Annotated in this window: 17 protein-coding genes; 8 read left to right on the forward strand and 9 right to left on the reverse strand. The window is 67.5% G+C overall.

The features are described from left to right. The first annotated feature begins 17 nt into the window (after positions 1-17). The 6 genes from MEBOL_RS38855 to tnpC all read left to right on the forward strand — a co-directional run bounded on the left by MEBOL_RS38855 (position 18) and on the right by tnpC (position 4,686). A complete protein-coding gene (locus MEBOL_RS38855; RefSeq protein ID WP_095982139.1) occupies positions 18-1,403 on the forward strand; it encodes an aldehyde dehydrogenase family protein in 1,386 nt (461 codons plus the stop codon). A gap of 13 nt (positions 1,404-1,416) precedes the next feature. Continuing rightward, a complete protein-coding gene (locus MEBOL_RS38860) occupies positions 1,417-1,989 on the forward strand; it encodes a hypothetical protein (protein WP_095982140.1) in 573 nt (190 codons plus the stop codon). Beyond that, positions 1,986-2,342 carry a hypothetical protein gene (locus tag MEBOL_RS38865; RefSeq protein WP_157823933.1) on the forward strand — a complete coding sequence of 119 codons (357 nt, stop codon included), beginning with the start codon at positions 1,986-1,988 and terminating at the stop codon, positions 2,340-2,342. Before MEBOL_RS38860 ends, MEBOL_RS38865 begins: the two co-directional genes overlap by 4 nt. Positions 2,343-2,466: 124 nt before the next feature. Beyond that, the gene (gene tnpA / locus MEBOL_RS38870; RefSeq protein ID WP_095982142.1) at positions 2,467-2,796 is read left to right on the forward strand and encodes an IS66 family insertion sequence element accessory protein TnpA; all 330 of its coding nucleotides are present in this window, start codon (positions 2,467-2,469) and stop codon (positions 2,794-2,796) included. Further along, positions 2,790-3,167 carry an IS66 family insertion sequence element accessory protein TnpB gene (gene tnpB, locus MEBOL_RS38875; RefSeq protein WP_095982143.1) on the forward strand — a complete coding sequence of 126 codons (378 nt, stop codon included), beginning with the start codon at positions 2,790-2,792 and terminating at the stop codon, positions 3,165-3,167. Before tnpA ends, tnpB begins: the two co-directional genes overlap by 7 nt. A gap of 19 nt (positions 3,168-3,186) precedes the next feature. Next, the gene (tnpC, locus tag MEBOL_RS38880; protein ID WP_095982144.1) at positions 3,187-4,686 is read left to right on the forward strand and encodes an IS66 family transposase; all 1,500 of its coding nucleotides are present in this window, start codon (positions 3,187-3,189) and stop codon (positions 4,684-4,686) included. Positions 4,687-4,782: 96 nt separating this feature from the next. On the opposite strand, the gene MEBOL_RS38885 is transcribed toward tnpC, so the two are convergent. After that, positions 4,783-5,031 carry a transposase gene (locus tag MEBOL_RS38885; RefSeq protein ID WP_095982145.1) on the reverse strand — a complete coding sequence of 83 codons (249 nt, stop codon included), beginning with the start codon at positions 5,029-5,031 and terminating at the stop codon, positions 4,783-4,785. Between the two features lie 881 nt (positions 5,032-5,912). On the opposite strand from MEBOL_RS38885, the gene MEBOL_RS38890 reads away from it, so the two are divergent. Further along, positions 5,913-6,269 carry a hypothetical protein gene (locus tag MEBOL_RS38890; RefSeq protein WP_095982146.1) on the forward strand — a complete coding sequence of 119 codons (357 nt, stop codon included), beginning with the start codon at positions 5,913-5,915 and terminating at the stop codon, positions 6,267-6,269. Here MEBOL_RS38890 and MEBOL_RS43905 read toward each other — a convergent pair whose 3' ends face one another. The 4 genes from MEBOL_RS43905 to carB all read right to left on the reverse strand — a co-directional run bounded on the left by MEBOL_RS43905 (position 6,270) and on the right by carB (position 12,779). Next, complete coding sequence (locus tag MEBOL_RS43905; protein WP_095982147.1) at positions 6,270-6,914, reverse strand: hypothetical protein; 645 nt, start codon at positions 6,912-6,914, stop codon at positions 6,270-6,272. Continuing rightward, positions 6,914-8,878, reverse strand: coding sequence for a DsbA family protein (locus MEBOL_RS38900; protein WP_095982148.1), 1,965 nt, complete (start codon positions 8,876-8,878; stop codon positions 6,914-6,916). The genes MEBOL_RS43905 and MEBOL_RS38900 overlap by 1 nt, the downstream gene beginning before the upstream one ends. Before the next feature lie 38 nt (positions 8,879-8,916). Then, complete coding sequence (locus tag MEBOL_RS38905) at positions 8,917-9,390, reverse strand: RlpA-like double-psi beta-barrel domain-containing protein (protein WP_095982149.1); 474 nt, start codon at positions 9,388-9,390, stop codon at positions 8,917-8,919. Between the two features lie 161 nt (positions 9,391-9,551). Further along, positions 9,552-12,779, reverse strand: coding sequence for a carbamoyl-phosphate synthase large subunit (gene carB, locus MEBOL_RS38910; RefSeq protein ID WP_095983276.1), 3,228 nt, complete (start codon positions 12,777-12,779; stop codon positions 9,552-9,554). A gap of 110 nt (positions 12,780-12,889) precedes the next feature. On the opposite strand from carB, the gene MEBOL_RS41690 reads away from it, so the two are divergent. Continuing rightward, a complete protein-coding gene (locus MEBOL_RS41690; RefSeq protein WP_157823935.1) occupies positions 12,890-13,468 on the forward strand; it encodes a hypothetical protein in 579 nt (192 codons plus the stop codon). A gap of 9 nt (positions 13,469-13,477) precedes the next feature. Here MEBOL_RS41690 and MEBOL_RS38920 read toward each other — a convergent pair whose 3' ends face one another. The 4 genes from MEBOL_RS38920 to MEBOL_RS38935 are packed head-to-tail and all read right to left on the reverse strand — an operon-like array spanning position 13,478 to position 16,825. Beyond that, entirely contained in the window at positions 13,478-14,668 is a 1,191-nt protein-coding gene (locus MEBOL_RS38920; RefSeq protein ID WP_095982150.1) for a pyridoxal phosphate-dependent aminotransferase, read from the reverse strand. A gap of 52 nt (positions 14,669-14,720) precedes the next feature. After that, entirely contained in the window at positions 14,721-15,197 is a 477-nt protein-coding gene (coaD, locus tag MEBOL_RS38925) for a pantetheine-phosphate adenylyltransferase (protein WP_095982151.1), read from the reverse strand. 33 nt (positions 15,198-15,230) lie between these two features. Further along, positions 15,231-15,788 (reverse strand): 16S rRNA (guanine(966)-N(2))-methyltransferase RsmD, encoded by a 558-nt coding sequence (gene rsmD, locus MEBOL_RS38930; protein WP_095982152.1) that lies wholly within the window; start codon positions 15,786-15,788, stop codon positions 15,231-15,233. Continuing rightward, positions 15,788-16,825, reverse strand: a complete 1,038-nt coding sequence (locus MEBOL_RS38935) for a hypothetical protein (RefSeq protein ID WP_095982153.1) — start codon at positions 16,823-16,825, stop codon at positions 15,788-15,790. Before MEBOL_RS38935 ends, rsmD begins: the two co-directional genes overlap by 1 nt. Positions 16,826-16,877 lie beyond the last annotated feature (52 nt).

The raw sequence follows: 16,877 nt of genomic DNA on the forward strand, positions 1-16,877 counted from the left end.
CACTACCCTGGCGCGCCATGACCACCCTGACTGTCGACAATCCCTACACTGGAGACACCGCCTGCTCCGTGCCGCTGGCGGACGAGGCGGCCGTCAACACCGTGCTCGATCAGGCCCGAGCCGCCGCCCGGGCCGCGCGCGCGACGCCCCTGTCCGAGCGCAAGGCCTGGTGCGAGCGCATGGTCGCCGCCATGGAAGCACGCGCGGAGGACATCGCGCTCGACATCAGCCGGATGATGGGCAAGCCCCTGGCCCAGGCGAAGGGCGAGATTCGCGGGATGGCCGAGCGCGCCCGGTACATGATCTCCATCGCGGACAGCGCCCTGGCGGACGTGGTGTTGCCCGCCAAGGCGGGCTTCGAGCGGCGGATCGTCAAGGAGCCGCTGGGCGTGGTGTTGGACCTGCCCGCGTGGAACTACCCGCTGCTCACGGCGGTGAACGTGGTGGTGCCGGCGGTGTTGGCGGGCAATTCGGTGGTGGTGAAGCACTCCCCCCGCTCCCCCCTGTGCGGAGAGCACTTCGCGCGCGCGTTCTCCGAGGCCGGAGCCCCCGGGCACCTCGTGCAGGCGATGCACTGCGACCACCCCACGAGCGAGCGCATGGTGGGCGATGCGCGAGTGGATCATGTGGTGTTCACGGGCTCGGTCTACGGAGGCCAGCGGCTCACGCACGCGGGCTCGGCGCGCTTCCGCCACATGGGACTGGAGCTGGGAGGAAACGATCCGGCCTACGTGGCGCCGGACTGTGACTTCGACAAGACGGTGGAGAACGTGGTGGACGGGGCCATCTACAACGCGGGCCAGAGCTGCTGCGCGGTGGAGCGGGTCTACGTGCACCGCTCGCTCTACAAGCGCTTCACCGAGGCGTGCGAGTCCCTGGTGCGCGCCTACGTGATGGGGGATCCCCTGAGCGACAAGACGACGCTCGGGCCCATCGCCCAACCGAACCACCCGGCGGAGCTGGAGAAGCTGGTGGAGGACGCGCGTGGCAAGGGCGCGCGGGTGGTGGCGGGAGGCAAGCGGACGCAGGTGGACGGCAAGGGCCGATTCTTCGAGGCCACGCTGCTCACGGATCTGGACGACACGATGGCGTTGATGCGGCAGGAGTCCTTCGGGCCGCTGCTTCCGATCGCCGTGGTGGACTCGGATGAGGAGGCCCTGGCGAGGATGAACCACTCGGACCTGGGCCTCACCGCGAGCGTCTGGACGAAGGATCGGGATCGCGCCGCCCGGTTCGCCACGCAGCTCGAGTTCGGCACGGTCTACATGAACCGCTGCGACTCGGTGGATCCGGCGCTGCCGTGGATTGGCGTGAAGAACTCGGGACGCGGCCACAGCTTGAGCGCGCTCGGCTTCGACCAGCTCACGCGGCCCAAGTCCATCCACTTCCGGCTGACGTTCTAGACCCCGGACGCCCATGAACGTCCGGGGGTTGTTCCTAGTCATCGCGCTCGGCACGACGCCGGTCCTCGCCTCGCCCGCGACAGGACCGGCACGGCAGGTCTTGCACGCCGTGCTCCAAATACCGGATTCGCTTCGCGTCCGGATGCTGGCGGCGCTGGCCAGGGGCGACCTCGCCGGAGCCATCAGCCTGTGGGAATTGGAGACGGGGAAGAACGCTCCCCAATGGCTCCTGGCCTTCCAGGCCGCGTTCAACACCACCAATCAGCGAGCGGGGCCCTGCATCCAGGTGGCGCGCGATGTGTTCGAAGGCTTCAAGCAGCTTGGAATGAAGCCCTCCTACGTCCGATTCAGCACCACCGTGACCGAATGGGGAGACGACTTCATCGCCTTTGAACGGCGAGCGGGTGAGCCGCGCAGCGCGGTTCAAATCTCCAATAACGCTCTACATTTCGCTGTTCAGATAGAAAACCGCATTTATGACGCGATGACTGGACCCACGGGCCTCATCGTGACTGATTACTTGAAGCGGATACACTCACCCGCTTCCGGAGGTATCTCCATGCAACTCGTGGAGCAACTGCCATGAGTCCTGTATTACGCGCGGGAAGCCTGTTCGAGCACATGCGTCACATGTGCGAGCGCCCAGGGATGTTCTCGCCTGACTTCACCCTCGATCATCTCCATCTATACATGATGGGTTATGAGAATGGTCGTAGTGATGCGGGTCTTCCAGGCCAGTACAAATACTTTCGGGAGTGGATTTACAAAAGACATCCCGAATGGAGTGACCTGCCCGAATGGTGGGCCATGCAAATCCACCAAGCGAACGGAGGCGATCTGGGCCAGACGCTCGACGAAATCATCCGCCTCCTAGACCAATTCCTGGCCACGGACGGAGCTGAGTTCGTCCACCATCCCGTCCGGATCACGCCGGATTGACCACCTGATCCAAGCAACCACACAATGGTTCAGGTGCTTTATCTTCCACGGGAGAGCACATGAACGTACCCGTCCGGGGATGGACGTCTTGAGGGAGTGAGTCCGGAATGTCTCCACTGGACGAATGAGCGAGAAGAGGCAGCAGAGGGAGAAGTGGATTGAGGTGGTGGAGGAGTACGAGGGGAGCGGGCTGACGCAGGCGCAGTTCGTGGCGCAGCGGGGAGTGGCCCTGTCGACGTTGCAGTCGTGGCTGAGGAGGAGGAGAGCCCAGAGGACGGGAGGGGTGAGGCTGCTGCCGGTGGAGGTGGTGCCGACAGCGTCTCCGGTGAGGACGGACCGAGAGGCCAGCGCACCGCTGGAAGTGGAGCTGCCGAGCGGAGTGCGCCTGGCCGTCGCCCCTGGGACGGACGTGAAGTACGTGGCGCAGTTGGTGGAGGCGCTGCGCTCATGCTGACGCTGCCCTCGTCGGTGAGGATTCTGCTGGCGAGCCAACCGGTGGACATGCGCAAGTCCATTGACGGGCTCATGGCGCTGGTGCGTAACGAATGGGGAGAGGACGTCTACAGCGGGCACCTGTTTGTCTTCGTAGGGCGACGCGGGGACAAGGTGAAGATTCTCACCTGGGACCGAGGAGGCTTCGTGCTGTACTACAAGCGCCTGGAGACGGGCCGCTTCCGCCTGCCGCCGGTGGAGCAGGCTTCGCGGACGGTGCGGGTGGACGCCACGCAACTGGCCATGTTGTTGGATGGGATTGAGGTGGCGGCGGTGAAGCGTCCGCGCGCCTGGGCTCCGGCCGAGCAGCCCACCGGGAAAGTCGCGGCGTAGACACCACCTCGCGAGTCAGGTGAAAAAAGGGGGGCATGGCGCGCTACTTGCCCAACCGCACCCCTACTGTCCCTGGCGAGAAGAAGCCGAGGAATTGCGCGAGCGCCTCACGTGCGTGGAGGCGCAGGTGCAAGAGCTCCAGCGGCGAGTCTTTGGCCGCTCCTCGGAACGGTTGCCGTCGGTGGCCGAGGAGTTGCGCCAGCAGCAGGACGAGGAGGAGGGCCAGCAGGCCGTGGCCCAGGCGGCCCTGGACAAGCGTCGCGAGCGCGCGGCGGTGCGGGCGGCCCTGCCCTCGCGAGAAGTGCACCACGAAGTGCCAGCTGAGCAGAGGGCCTGCGCGAGTTGCGGCGGGACACAGCTCAAGCCCGTGGGCGAGGGCAAACGCAGCGTCGTGTATGAGTACATACCGGCCCGGCTCGAGCGCCAGGTGCATGTCCAGCAGACACTGGCGTGCCAGTGCGGCGAGGGGCTGGTGACAGCGCCCGGGCCGGTGCGGCTGGGAGACAAGAGTCAGTACGGGCCGGGACTGGTGGCGCACCTGGTGGTGGCCAAATGCGCCGACTCCCTGCCGCTGCACCGACTGGCCCGGGCGTTGGAGCGGCAGGGCGTGCCCATGGCGCGCAGTACGCTGACGGACCTCTTCCACCTGGCGGCGCGGGAGGTGGCGCCGCTGGCCGACAGACTCCTGGAAGAGATTGCCGCACAGCACGTGGTGCAAGCGGATGAGACACCGCTCAAGGTGCAGGCGCCGGGCAAGACGCGGCAGGGCTTTCTGTGGACCTTCCTCGCGGAGGACGAAGAGCAGACGCCGCGCATTGGCTACCGTTTCAGTCCGAGCCGCAGTGGGCAGACGCCCGTGGAGGTGTTGGGCGGCACCCAGGGCGCCCTGGTGGTGGATGGACATACGGGCTACAACCCGGTGACGACGCCCGAGGGCCGCACGCGCGTGGGTTGTTGGGCGCACGCGCGCAGGAAATTCTTCAAGGCGCTCACCACGGCGCCCGAGGCCCAGCGGGCCCTGGACTTCATCCGCGAGCTGTACCGGGTGGAGCACGAAGCGCTGGCCGCGAGAATCGTCCGCACGCCCGAGCACAAAGCCTGGCGGCAGGAGAAGAGCGCGCCCGTGCTGGAGCAATTCAAGCTCTGGCTGGAGCAGCAGGAGCCCCTGCACCCGCCCAAGGGCCCGCTGGGGATGGCCATGGGCTACGTGCGAGGACAGTGGGAGTCGCTTGGCCGTTTCGTGGAAGACGCGCGCTTGCCGCTGGACAACAACCGCAGCGAGCGGGCGCTGCGCACCGCGGCGGTGGGCCGCAAGAATTTCCTCTTCGTCGGACACGACGAGGCGGGCCGTAACCTCGCGGGCCTCTACTCGCTGGTGGCGACGTGTGGGGCCAATGAAATCAATCCCGAGGCGTACCTCGCGGATGTTCTCATGCGGGTGCAGTCGCATCCCAATAGCCACCTCGACGAACTGTTGCCGGTAGCGTGGAAGCGACTGCGCACGGCCGACACTTCCTGAACTCGTCCCGACGGCTCTCGCTCCAGGTGCTTCGCAAGCTGCACCGCTCGCGACCTTCGCCGAGCACGGCACCCGTCCGTCTTCAAGCCGCTGCCATCACGTCGAACTCCGGACGGGTACCTTCCAGCGCGCGAAGTAGTGATAGACAATCCGCCAGTCCGGCAAGTCGTGCGGCATGTAGCGCCACTGCGCTCCCGTGCGCTTGATGTACAGGATGGCGTTGACCACTTCTCGCCGTGGATGTAGCACCTCTTGGGGCCCACAGTGGCTGGCCCGGACGAAGGGTTCTACCAGCGCCCATTGTTTGTCCGTCAGGTCCGTGGGATAGCGCTGCCTATCGGGCATGGGTAGATCGTAACAGCTCGCCGAGCCCCGTCTGGACGAGGCGAGGAGGAGCCGTCGGGCCACGAAGCGAGGCGCGGCGGCGTCAGTCGAGGCTGGAGGGAAGCGTGACGGTGCCGGGGTTGTCGATGGCGGCCAGCGCGGCGCGCAGCAGGTAGTTGCACCACAGCCACACGCTGCTGATTCAAGGCGACAGCTACCGGCTGCGGCAGAAGCGCAAGGCCGGGCTGCTGGGCCGTGGCTCGCCGCAGACCCCTGACGCCGGAGCAGAACCCGGGCGCTGAGCCTCGGAAGCCGCCTCCGCGCGCCCTCGCTCGAGAAGCAGCGAGGGCGCGCTCCGGCGGACATCCGCAGTAGAACGACGGAGCATCTCGACGTAGAACAACGAGCCCGGGAGGGGGTCAGTTTTAGTGACGTAAGGGGGTCAAAAATTCCTGTCGCCTGACATGTCCGTCAGGTCCGTGGGATAGCGCTGCCTATCGGGCATGGAAAGCTCGCTCATGACCTCGAGAGATAAGAACTCTCGTGCCATGCGCAACTTGCGCGGTCACCTGCTCGCCACTACCTTCGCGGTCATCATCGGCAGGAGGACAAAACGGACGAAGGCAGCGGCCGCAGCGGCTACGGAGTCACATGAATTCCACGAACACATCGCCTCAAGGGGCAGGAACGCACTGCTTTGGCCTTGAACGCCCTGCATTTGGAGCGGGGGCGCCCCTCTGCTCCTGTTCAACACCCTCTGAAAACGCGCTTCATTACGCAGTGCAAGTGGAGAACCGGTTATACGACGCGATGACCGGGCCAGTGGGTTTGACCCTCGCTGAGTACATGAAGCGACTCAACTCTCCTGGGAGTCTCTCGATGAGGACAGTGGGTCAGATTCCATGAGCCCGATTCTTCGCGCGGGCAGTGTGTTCGAACACATGCGCCACATCTGTGAGCGCCCGAGGATGTTCGCACCTGACTTCACCCTCGACCACCTTTACATGTACATGGGGGGATACGACGACGCGCTGGGAGACGCCGGGCTCCCAAGTCCGCAAAGTCGCTTTGATGAGTGGCTTTACAAGCGCCATCCCGAATGGAGGCACCTCCCCGAGTGGTGGGCCAAGCAAATCCTTCATGCGAACGGAGGCGACCTGGACCGAACGCTCCAGGAGATCATCCGCCTCCTGGACCAATTCCTGGCCACGGACGGAGCCGAGTTCGTTCATCACCCCGTCCGGGTGACTCCCGATTGATCACTGTTGCCGAGGCTTCCACCATTTCTCGCGTGGCAGGGGCGGGCCGACTTCCGTGCCGATCATGAATTCGGGACCGCGCATCTCCACGTCCCCGCGCATGTACTGGCCCAGTTCCTCCCGGTAATCGTCGAGCACCTGCTGCGGTCCGCCCTCCCCTCTCGGACGGGCCTCCCGCATCCGCCGCTCCAGATCATCCCCAATCCGCACCAGCACCTTCTTCAGGCCCGCCTCGTCGTGGATCTCCGCGCCGCGTGCCACGCCAATCCGGATGTCGCCCACCGCGAGCAACGTGCGGATCTCCGGCTCTCCTCCGTCCTGGGGCTCGTAACGATCCGCGCGGGTGTCTTCCCCGGGAGGAAGGACTTCCTGCTCGGGCGCTGGCTCGGACGGAGGGGGCGGCGGTGGGGCCTCCCGTACCGGAGGCGTAGCCACGGGCGGCCGAGGCTCGACCCGTCGGGGAGGCGGCACGGAGGCCACGGGAGGTGGGGTCTCCGTGGCGACGGGAGGCCGCACCGCTCCCGCCTGGGGCGCGGGGCCAGCGGGCAACGGGCCCGGCTCGCGCCAATGAGTCGTCCCCCACAGGCCCAAGGCGAGCAGAAGCACGCAGGCCGCGCCCAACAGGAGTCCGTACCGCAACCGCATCAGGTTCCTCCACCCGGTCCGGCGATCTTGAGACGTTCAAGCTCCTCGTCGATGACCTGACGGAAGGTCTCGAACGGGAAGGCCCCGGGCAGCAGACGCCCGTTGACGAGCACCGCGGGCGTACCGCTCGGACCCACGAGGTTGACACCGTACTCCGTGTCCTCGCGGATCGCCTTCTGGAACCCGCCGTCCGTCATCGCGGTGTGGAACTTGTCCATGTCCAGACCCAGCTCGGTCGCATACCGCTCGAGCAGGGAGCGCTGAAGGGCGAAGGGCCTGCTGAAGATCTTGTCGTGCATCTCCCAAAAGCGGCCCTGCGCACCCGCCGCGCGCGCGGCCTCATGGGCGGCCATGGCTTCCGGGTGGATCTCCGTGTTCGGCGCGTCCTTCCACACGATGCGAACCTTGTCTCCATACCGGGAGCGGACCTGTTCCAGCGTCTTCTCCAGGCGCGTGCAGTAGGGGCACTGGAAGTCCGAGAACGTCACGAGGGTGATGGGCGCGTCCTTCGGCCCCCGCACGGGCGAGTTCCCGATGTCGACCTGGTAGACGCCCTTGGGCAGCGGGGGCAGTTCCCCCCGCTTGGGTCCCGCCTCGCGTCCGTTGGCGATGAGGGTGGCATACAGGTTCTCGGGCGCCGCGCCCTGTTTCAGCGCCCGGTTCGCGTTCTGGAGTTCCGTCGCGATGAGCGAACGCACCGACTCCAGCGTCAGCGTGGTGCTCTCCAACTGGCCACGCCTCACCTCGCCGTACTCCAGGCGCCGTCCATTGATGAAGAGCGTGGGCAGGTTGCCAATGACCAGGGTCTCGGAGACGTCCAGATCCCGGGCGACGTGCGCCGAGTAGGTCCGCTCGTCGAGCGCGGCGCGGAAGCGCTCCAGGTCCAACCCGAGCTGGCGAGCATGCTCCTCGAACTTCGGCCGCTCGAAAGAGGAGTCCGCGAAGAGCTTGTCGTGCATCTGCCAGAACTTGCCTTGCGCGCCAGCCGCCAGGGCGGCCTCGGAGGCCAGGATGGCGCCCGGGTGATCCGGCACGGGGCGGAACTTCCACACGATCCGCACGTCCTTGGGAAAGGCCGCCACGGCGGTGTTGAGCACGGACTCGAACGCACCACAGCGCTCGCACTCGAAGTCGGACCACAGCACGACCGTCACCTTGGCGTCCGCGGGACCCTTCGACGGGGAATCACCCACCTCGACCTTGTAGACAGGATCCGGGTCGAGCGGGCTCTCGTCGTGAGGAGCCTGCTTCGCTGGCGCCTCGGCGGACGCGGGCGCGCTCTCGACGGGAGCGTCGGCCAACCGCTGGTAGAGCTCACGCGGGGCCACGCCCTGGTCGAGCATCGCGTCCGCCACGGCGACCTCCTCGGCCACGAGTGCCTGGAGGGCCGCGAGGTCCACCGAGCCGCGCAAGGCCCGGCCATTCACGAAGAAGACGGGAACGCCCCGGGCCTGGAGCTGCGCGGCGAGGATCGCGTCGGCATCGACCTTCTCGCGAGCGCGCTCGGAGTCGAGTGCATCCCGGAAGCGCGCCACGTCGAGCCCCAGCTGCTCGGCGTAACGCTCGAGCGACGGCCGATCGAGCGCGTCCCGGTGGGAGAAGAGCAGATCGTGATAGCGCCAGAACTGACCCTGCTCCGCCGCGGCGGCCGCGGCTTCAGCGGCGACTTGGGCGTGGGGATAGATGGGCAACGGGTTGTAGCGATACTGAACGCGGAGGGAGTCTCCGGCCCCCCTCCGCAATTCATTCACCTGCTCCGTGGCCCGCGAACAATACGGGGACGCGAAGTCACAGAAGAGGACCAGCGTGACCTTGGCGGTCGCGGGCCCTCGCAGCGGCAGCGCGCTGAGAGGAACCCAGGTCCGCTCGATCTTCCCGCTGGGGAGAGGACGCCGCGAGCGCTCCTTGCACCCAAGCACCGTGAGGAGCGCCAACAACGACAGCCCGAGGGCGGATGCTCGCATGATCCCTCTCCTGACTCCGAACCCGTTTGGAGCCGCGCTCAGTAGTGGAACGTGGCCGAGGCCTGTCCGTAGCCGTAGGTGAAGTTGCCCTTGCCCGCGCAGGTGCCGTCACCATGCGGGATGGCGAGCGACTTGAGGAGGGCGTCGGTGCCCTCGAACATGTTGCAGCACGAGTGGTCCCACACGGTGGCGTACACGCTCTTGCCATTGGCGACGACGCGCACCGACTGACCGCAGCTCAGACGCTGGGCGGAGTCACGCGCGAAGCCCAGACGGGTGTCGCTGCAACCGTAGCCGCAGGCGCCCGTGGCGTTGTTGCCATTGGCGCACTTGAGCCACGAACACTTGCCCTCGTAGTAGAGCGTCTTGGTCACGGAGGCCATCGCCGTGACGCGCCCCCCCTCCTCACCCGGGTTGGGCAGGCTCTCATCCGGAGCGGCCTCACCAGCGCCACATCCCGTCAGTCCCAGCAACACCACGGCGCCCAGTCCAGCCAGCGTCAACGTCTTCATCGGTGACTCCTTCGTGCATCGGGTGGAATCCGGCCGCGAAGGTGACAGCGAGCGATGAAGCAGGGCCGGCATGTCTGGTTTCTATAGAACGGGAATTCCCGCTCAGTCAAGAAATACCTGGAAACCAGAGATGCCGGCCCGGGGCGCCCCTCGCGCCCGGACTACTTCACCCCGAGGTAGTCCTGGAGCGGCTTGACGGTCTGCTCCTTGTGCGTGAGCGATTCCATGGCACCCACGGCCATGCGCGCCGCCTGCACGGTGGTGAAGTACGGCACGCTGTGCATGAGCGCCTCCCGGCGGATGGAGAAGCTGTCGGAGATCTCCTGCTTGCCGAAGGTGGTGTTGATGACGAGGACGATCTGCCCGTCCACGATCTTGTCCACGATGTGAGGCCGGCCCTCGGCCACCTTCAGCACCTTCTCCGTGTCGATGCCCTTGGTCGCCAGGTACTGGTGCGTGCCGCCCGTGGTGACGAGCTTGAAGCCGAGCGCGCGCAGGCGCCGGGCCAGATCCACCACCGCCGGCTTGTCGTCGTTGCGCACGGAGATGAACACCTTGCCGCTCTTGGGCAGCTTCACGCCCGCGGCCTGCTGGCTCTTGGCGAAGGCGGCCGGGAAATCATCCGCGATGCCCATCACCTCGCCCGTGGACTTCATCTCGGGCCCGAGAATCACGTCCACCCCGGCGAAGCGCGCGAAGGGGAACACGGACTCCTTGACGGCCACGTGGCGGAACTCGGGCTCGCGCGTGGCGCCCAGCTCCGCGAGCGTCTTGCCCACCATGCACAAGGACGCGATCTTCGCGAGCGGCATGCCCGTGGCCTTGGAGATGAAGGGCACCGTGCGGCTCGCGCGCGGGTTCACCTCGAGCACGTAGATGGTCTTGCCCTGGATGGCGAACTGCACGTTCATCAGGCCCACCACGCCCAGCTCCCGCGCCAGGGCGATGGCCTGATCCTTCATGCGCTCGACCAGGTCCGGCGACAGCGAGTGCGGCGGCAGCGTGCACGCCGCGTCTCCCGAGTGCACGCCCGCTTCCTCCACGTGCTCCAGCACGCCGCCCACGAGCACCGCTCCGGTCCGGTCCGCCACCAGATCCAGGTCCACCTCGATGGCCTCCTTGAGGAAGCGGTCGATGAGGACCGGGTGCTCGGGCGACGCGCTCACCGCCTCGCGCATGTAGCGCTCCAGGCTCACCTGATCGTAGACGACCTCCATGGCCCGGCCGCCGAGCACGTAGGAGGGGCGCACCATGACGGGGTAGCCGATGCGCTCGGCCACGCGGTAGGCCTCCTCGTGGCTGCGCGCCACGCCGTTCTCCGGCTGGGTGAGGCCCAGCTTCTCGATGAGCTGCGCGAAGCGCTCACGGTCCTCGGCCCGGTCGATGGCGTCCGGGGGGGTGCCGAGGATGGGCAGGCCCGCCTTCTCCAGGGGCACGGACAGGCGCAGCGGCGTCTGCCCACCGAACTGGACGATGGCGCCCACGGGCTTCTCGCGCTGCGATACCTCGAGCACGTCCTCGATGGTGAGCGGCTCGAAGTACAGCCGGTCCGACGTGTCGTAGTCCGTGGACACCGTCTCCGGGTTGCAGTTGACCATCACCGTTTCGTACCCGGCCGAGCGCAGCGCGAAGGCCGCGTGCACGCAGCAGTAGTCGAACTCGATGCCCTGGCCGATGCGGATGGGGCCACTGCCCAGGATGAGCACCTTCTCGCGCGAGGTGGGGGGCGCCTCGTCCTCCTCCTCATAGGTGGAGTACAGGTAGGGCGTGTAGGCCTCGAACTCGGCGGCGCAGGTGTCCACGCGCTTGAACACGGGCCGGATGCCCTTGGCGTGCCGGCGCGCGCGCACCTCGGCTTCCGTGCACCCGAGCAGCTTCGCCAGGTACTTGTCCGAGAAGCCATCCGCCTTGGCCGCGCGCAGCACGTTGCCAGGCACCGCGTCCAGTCCACCCAAGGCCTGGAACTGCTGAGCCTCCTGCACCAGCGCCTGGATGTGACGCAGGAACCAGGGATCGATCGCCGACAGCTCGAAGACGTCCTCCACGGACAGGCCCTCGCGGAAGGCCTGGGCCACGTAGAGCGGGCGCTCGGGGCGGGGCACGCGCAGGTAGTCGCGCAGCACCTTGCGCCGCGCGTCCTTGTCCGTGGGCAGCTCGGGCGTCTCCATGCCCGTGTTGCCGGACTCCATGGAGCGCATGGCCTTGAGGTAGGCCTCGCGGAAGGTGCGGCCGATGGCCATCACCTCGCCCACCGCGCGCATGCTGGTGGTGAGGGTGCGATCGGCGTGGGGGAACTTCTCGAAGTTGAAGCGAGGCACCTTCACCACCACGTAGTCGAGCGTGGGCTCGAAGGAGGCGGGGGTGTCGCGGGTGATGTCGTTGCGCAGCTCGTCCAGCGTGTAGCCCAGGGCCAGCTTCGCGGCGATCTTCGCGATGGGATAGCCCGTGGCCTTGGACGCGAGCGCGCTGGAGCGCGACACGCGCGGGTTCATCTCGATGACCACGATGCGCCCGTCACGCGGGTTGACGCCGAACTGGATGTTGCTGCCGCCCGTGTCGACGCCGATCTCCCGGATGATGCGCAGGGACGCCTCGCGCAGCCGCTGGTACTCCCGGTCGGTGAGCGTCTGGGCCGGGGCCACGGTGATGGAGTCCCCCGTGTGCACGCCCATGGGGTCCAGGTTCTCGATGGAGCAGACGATGATGACGTTGTCCGCCGAGTCGCGAACGACCTCCAGCTCGTACTCCTTCCAGCCGAGCACGCTCTCCTCGACGAGGATGGTGGAGTTGGGGCTCGCCTTGAGGCCCGAGCGGCAGATGGCCTCGAACTCCTCGCGGTTGTAGGCGATGCCGCCGCCGGTGCCCCCCAGGGTGAAGGAGGGCCGGATGATGGCGGGGAAGCCAATCTTCTCGCCGATGGCGAAGGCCTCCTCCATGTTGGTGGCGTAACCGCTCTCGGGCAGGGCCACGCCGATGCGCTGCATGGCCGCCTTGAAGAGCTGCCGGTCCTCGGCCTTGTTGATGGCCTCCAGGGACGCGCCGATGAGCCGCACGCCGTACTTCTCGAGAATCCCCTGCTCGGCGAGCGCCTTGGCGAGGTTGAGCGCCGTCTGACCGCCCATGGTGGGCAGGACCGAGTCGGGCCGCTCCTGGGCGAGGATGCGCTCGGCCACCTCGACGGTGATGGGCTCGATGTACGTGCGATGAGCGAACTCCGGGTCCGTCATCACGGTGGCCGGGTTGCTGTTGAGCAGGACGACTTCGACGCCCTCCTCCCGCAGAGCCTTGATGGCCTGGGTCCCTGAGTAATCGAACTCGCACGCCTGCCCGATCACGATCGGGCCCGAGCCAATGACGAGAACCTTCCGGATATCATTTCGCTTAGGCATCGAGGGGGGGCCCATAGCACGTTCGCTCGCGCTTGCACGAACCGTGTGAAGCAGGAGGTCGCGGTTGGACGGGTCTCTGGTAGGCTCCCTCCCCGTTTTTCGGAGGATTCATGCGTCCCTGGTCCCTGGTCCTGCTGCTGTCCACCACCTCCCCCGCCCTCGCCCAGGAAGCCCCCGCCGAGCCTCCAGCATCCGCGCCAGCGGCACCGGCCTCCACACCGGCACCAGCGCCCGCCGCCGAGAAGCCACCCCGTCCCCGTGCCGCGTCCCCGGCGCCCGCGCCTTCACCCGCCAGCGCGGAAGACGAGGGCACGCGGCAGTCCATCCGCGACGACGCGCAGTTCGTGATCAACTACCTGCTCACCGGGGACGTGCGCGGCACCGTGTCGATGATCGCCTTCCCCTTCCAGTTGGAGGAGAGGCGGTTCGACACGCCGGAGCCGCTCGTGGCCACGTGGGTGAAGCAGCTGCGCGACAAGCGCACGGACCTCATCACGCTCTACGACATCGAGGTCCTGCCCTACGCCGACTTCGAGAAGAAGTACGGCAAGCCCCCCGCCCGGCTGGGCGCCATCGTCCCCCGCGGCGTCGAGGTGTACGCCGCCGTGGCGAACCTCTCGGGACACGCGGCCATCCTGCTCTACCGCCCGTCCCTCGATGGATGGCGCGCGTTCGCCTACACGGACTGAGCGCGGCGCTCAGCGCACGGCGGCGGTGAACTCGCGGAAGCGCTCCAGCCCCTTGCGCAGCTGCTCGCGCGAGGTGGCGAAGCTCAAACGGATGTTCGCATCCACGCCGAAGGGGGCGCCCGGCACCGCGGCGATCCGGAAGTCATTGAGGAGGATTTCCGACACCTGGAGCGAGCCCTTGAGCGGCGTGCCCTTGTAGGAGCGCCCATAGAGCCCCGAGATGTTGGGCAGCACGTAGAAGGCCCCCTCGGGAGTGCGGCAGCGCACGCCGTCCATGGAGTTGAGCGTCTCCACCACCATGTCCCGCCGGGCCCGGTACTCCTTCACCATGGGCTCGAACAGGGACTCGGGGCCCTTGAGCGCCGCCACCGCGGCCTTCTGCGAGAAGGACGAGGGGTTGGACGTGGACTGATCCTGGATCATCTGCATGCCCGCGATGAGCCACTTGGGACCCGCCGTGTACCCCAGGCGCCAGCCCGTCATGGAGAACGCCTTGCTCATGCCGTTGACGACCACCAGACGCGACACCAGATCCGGCGCCACGTTGCCGATGTTCGAGAACTCGCCCGCGTAGAGCAACTTCTCGTAGATGTCGTCGCTCACCAGCAGGCAGTCATGTCCGCGCACCGCCTCGGCGATCTTCGTGAGCGTGTCCCGCGACAGCACCACGCCGGAGGGGTTGCTCGGGCTGTTGATGATGAGCGCCTTGGTGCGCGGCGTGAGCGCCTTGCGGATGGCCTCGGGGTCCGGCGCGAAGCCGTCCTCTTCCCGCGTCTCGATGATGACCGGCTTGCCCCCGGCCAGCTGCACCATGTCCGGGTAGCTCACCCAGTAGGGCGAGAGGATGATGACCTCGTCCCCCTCGTTCAGGAGCGCCTGGAAGATGTTGTAGAGCGAGTGCTTGGCGCCCACCGACACCAGCACCTGATCCGGCGCGTAGGTGAGGTGGTTGTCGCGCGCGAGCTTCGCGCAGATGGCCTCGCGCAGCTCCGGAATGCCCGCGGTGGGCGTGTACTTGGTGAAACCCTGGCCGAGCGCGTCGATCGCCGCCTGCTTGATGAAGTCCGGCGTGTCGAAGTCGGGCTCGCCCGCGGCGAAGCTCACCACGTCCACGCCCTGGGCCGACAGCGCCTTGGCCTTCGCGTTGAGGGCGAGCGTGGGGGACGGTTTGATGGCACTGAGCCGGTTCGCGAGGTTCATGGGAATCGATGTGTTGGGGTGAAGGGGAGGACAACCGAGGGCGGAAGCCGCCCTACTTCGCATACCTGGCGCGCAGCGCCTGGAAGACGCCGGGAGGAACCAACCCCTCCACGTCACCGCCGAACAGGGCCACTTCGCGCACCAGGTTCGACGACACGTAGAAGTAGTCCTCGCCCGTCATCATGAAGACGGTCTCCACGCCGGGAGCCAGCTTGCGGTTCATGTTCGCGAGCTGGAATTCGTATTCGAAGTCCGACACCGCCCGGAGGCCGCGCAACAGCACGTTCACCTGGCGCGACTTCGCGTACTCCACCAACAGGCCGTGGAACGCATCCACTTCCACCCGGGGGTCCGGACAGGCCTCTCGAATGAACGCCTTGCGCTCCTCCTCGGAGAACAAGGGCGTCTTCTTTGGATTCACCGCCACGGCGACGATCACGCGGTCGAACATCTGGAGCGCGCGATGGATGATGCTGAGATGTCCGTTGGTCAGGGGATCGAACGAGCCCGGATAGATGGCGATGCGCATGCGCGCGCAGTCTCGACGCACCCAGACAAACGGTCAAGCAATGCGGAAGAGGCTCACCAGTGTGTCCCCAAAGCGTCTCTGGTCCACCTGGGAGAATCCCACATGCGCCTCCGGGGCGGGCTCGCGCTTGTCGTGCTCGATGACCACCGTCCCCCCCGCCGCCAGCACCCCGTGCTTCGCCACGCCCTCCAACACCGTCTCCACCACGCGCGCCGCGTAGGGCGGGTCCGCGAAGATGAGCTGGAAGCGGTCTCCCCGCTTGCCCAGTGTCTCGAGCGCCCGCTCCACGGGCTGGGCCAGCACCTCCACCCGGGCACCAAACCCCAGCGTGTCCGTGTTCGCCCGGCACAGCGCCAGCGCCTCGCGATCCGAATCCACGAGCACCACGCGCATGGCGCCGCGCGAGACGGCCTCCAGGCCGAGCGCGCCCGTCCCCGCGTAGAGATCCAGGACCTTCTGGCCCTCGAACCACTGGCCCAGGACATTGAAGAGCGACTCGCGCACCCGGTCCGCCGTGGGGCGGATGTGCTTGGACGTCGCCTTGGGGCCCGCCAGCGCCCGGCCTCGTGCACTTCCCGCGACGATTCGCATCAGTCCTCCCGCCTGTCCGCCAGGGCGAGCATGGACTTCCAGCCCGTGCCCGACGCGCCCAACGCCTCGATGACCTCGGAGGCCTCGGCGAAGGTCAACGCCTCCAACCGGCCCTCATCCGCGGCCCCGAGGGGAGCCAGTTGTCCGCCCAGCATGCCCAGCACCTGCCCCGCCCCTACCCCCGCCTTGCGCGCCTTCTCCTCCAACTGCTCGCGCACCGGCTCTGGGTAGGACGCGAGCGCCAGCCGCTCGAAGGGCGCCGAGCACTCCACCTTCTTCACGCCAGCCGCCACGTACGTGGGCAGCACCCGCACCGAGCGCCGCGCCGCCTCGCCCACCGCCACCCCCGCCCCGTGCTGTCCCGCCAGGTCCACCAGGCCGCGCAGGAACTGCACGTCCTGCGCTTCATCGCCCAGGGCGGCCTCGGACACCCGCAGGAAGCGCACCCCGAGGCCCTGCCGTCCAAGTCCCTCCAGCAACGACCGCGCCTCGTCCATCTCCGCGCCCTCGGAGGCCGCGGGAAGGGACACCTCCAGCGCCAGCTCCCGCTCCATCACCGTCTCCGACAGCCGCAGCACGGCCTCCACGGCGGCGCGCGCGGGCAGCCGCGTGACGTCCAGCGACACGAGCGAGAAGCCCGTCTCCACCAGACGGAAGAGTCCTTCCTGGAGGGGACCTAGACTCGCCGGCGCCGTGCCGGGCACCCGCACCGGACCCGCCTGGAGGAAGAGGGGCCGCGCGTGACCATCCGCCTCGGCCACCTCCTGCACCGCCGCCACGAAACGCTCCGCCGAGCCCCGGTCCGCGAGCGGATGGGGACACACGAGGCCCAGCACGGCGTCCTCGCCGCGCCCCGCCGCCAGCAATCCCGGCAGCATCGAGCGCAAGGGCACCGGTAGGCACGGCAGCGCCATGGGTGTCCCCTCGAGCGACTTCGCCAACTCGCGGGGGTTGAGCACGGGCAGCCGAGAGGCGCTCCCCAGCCTCGCCACCACACTCGTCGGCCTCAGCGTCAGCACCTTGTCGAGCACGTTCATCCGGCGGCGGAGAATCCCCGTCCGGCCCTGGCACCGCAAGCGTCCCGTGGCA

The sequence above is a fragment of the Melittangium boletus DSM 14713 genome, from assembly GCF_002305855.1.
Taxonomy (GTDB): Bacteria; Myxococcota; Myxococcia; order Myxococcales; family Myxococcaceae; genus Cystobacter; species Cystobacter boletus.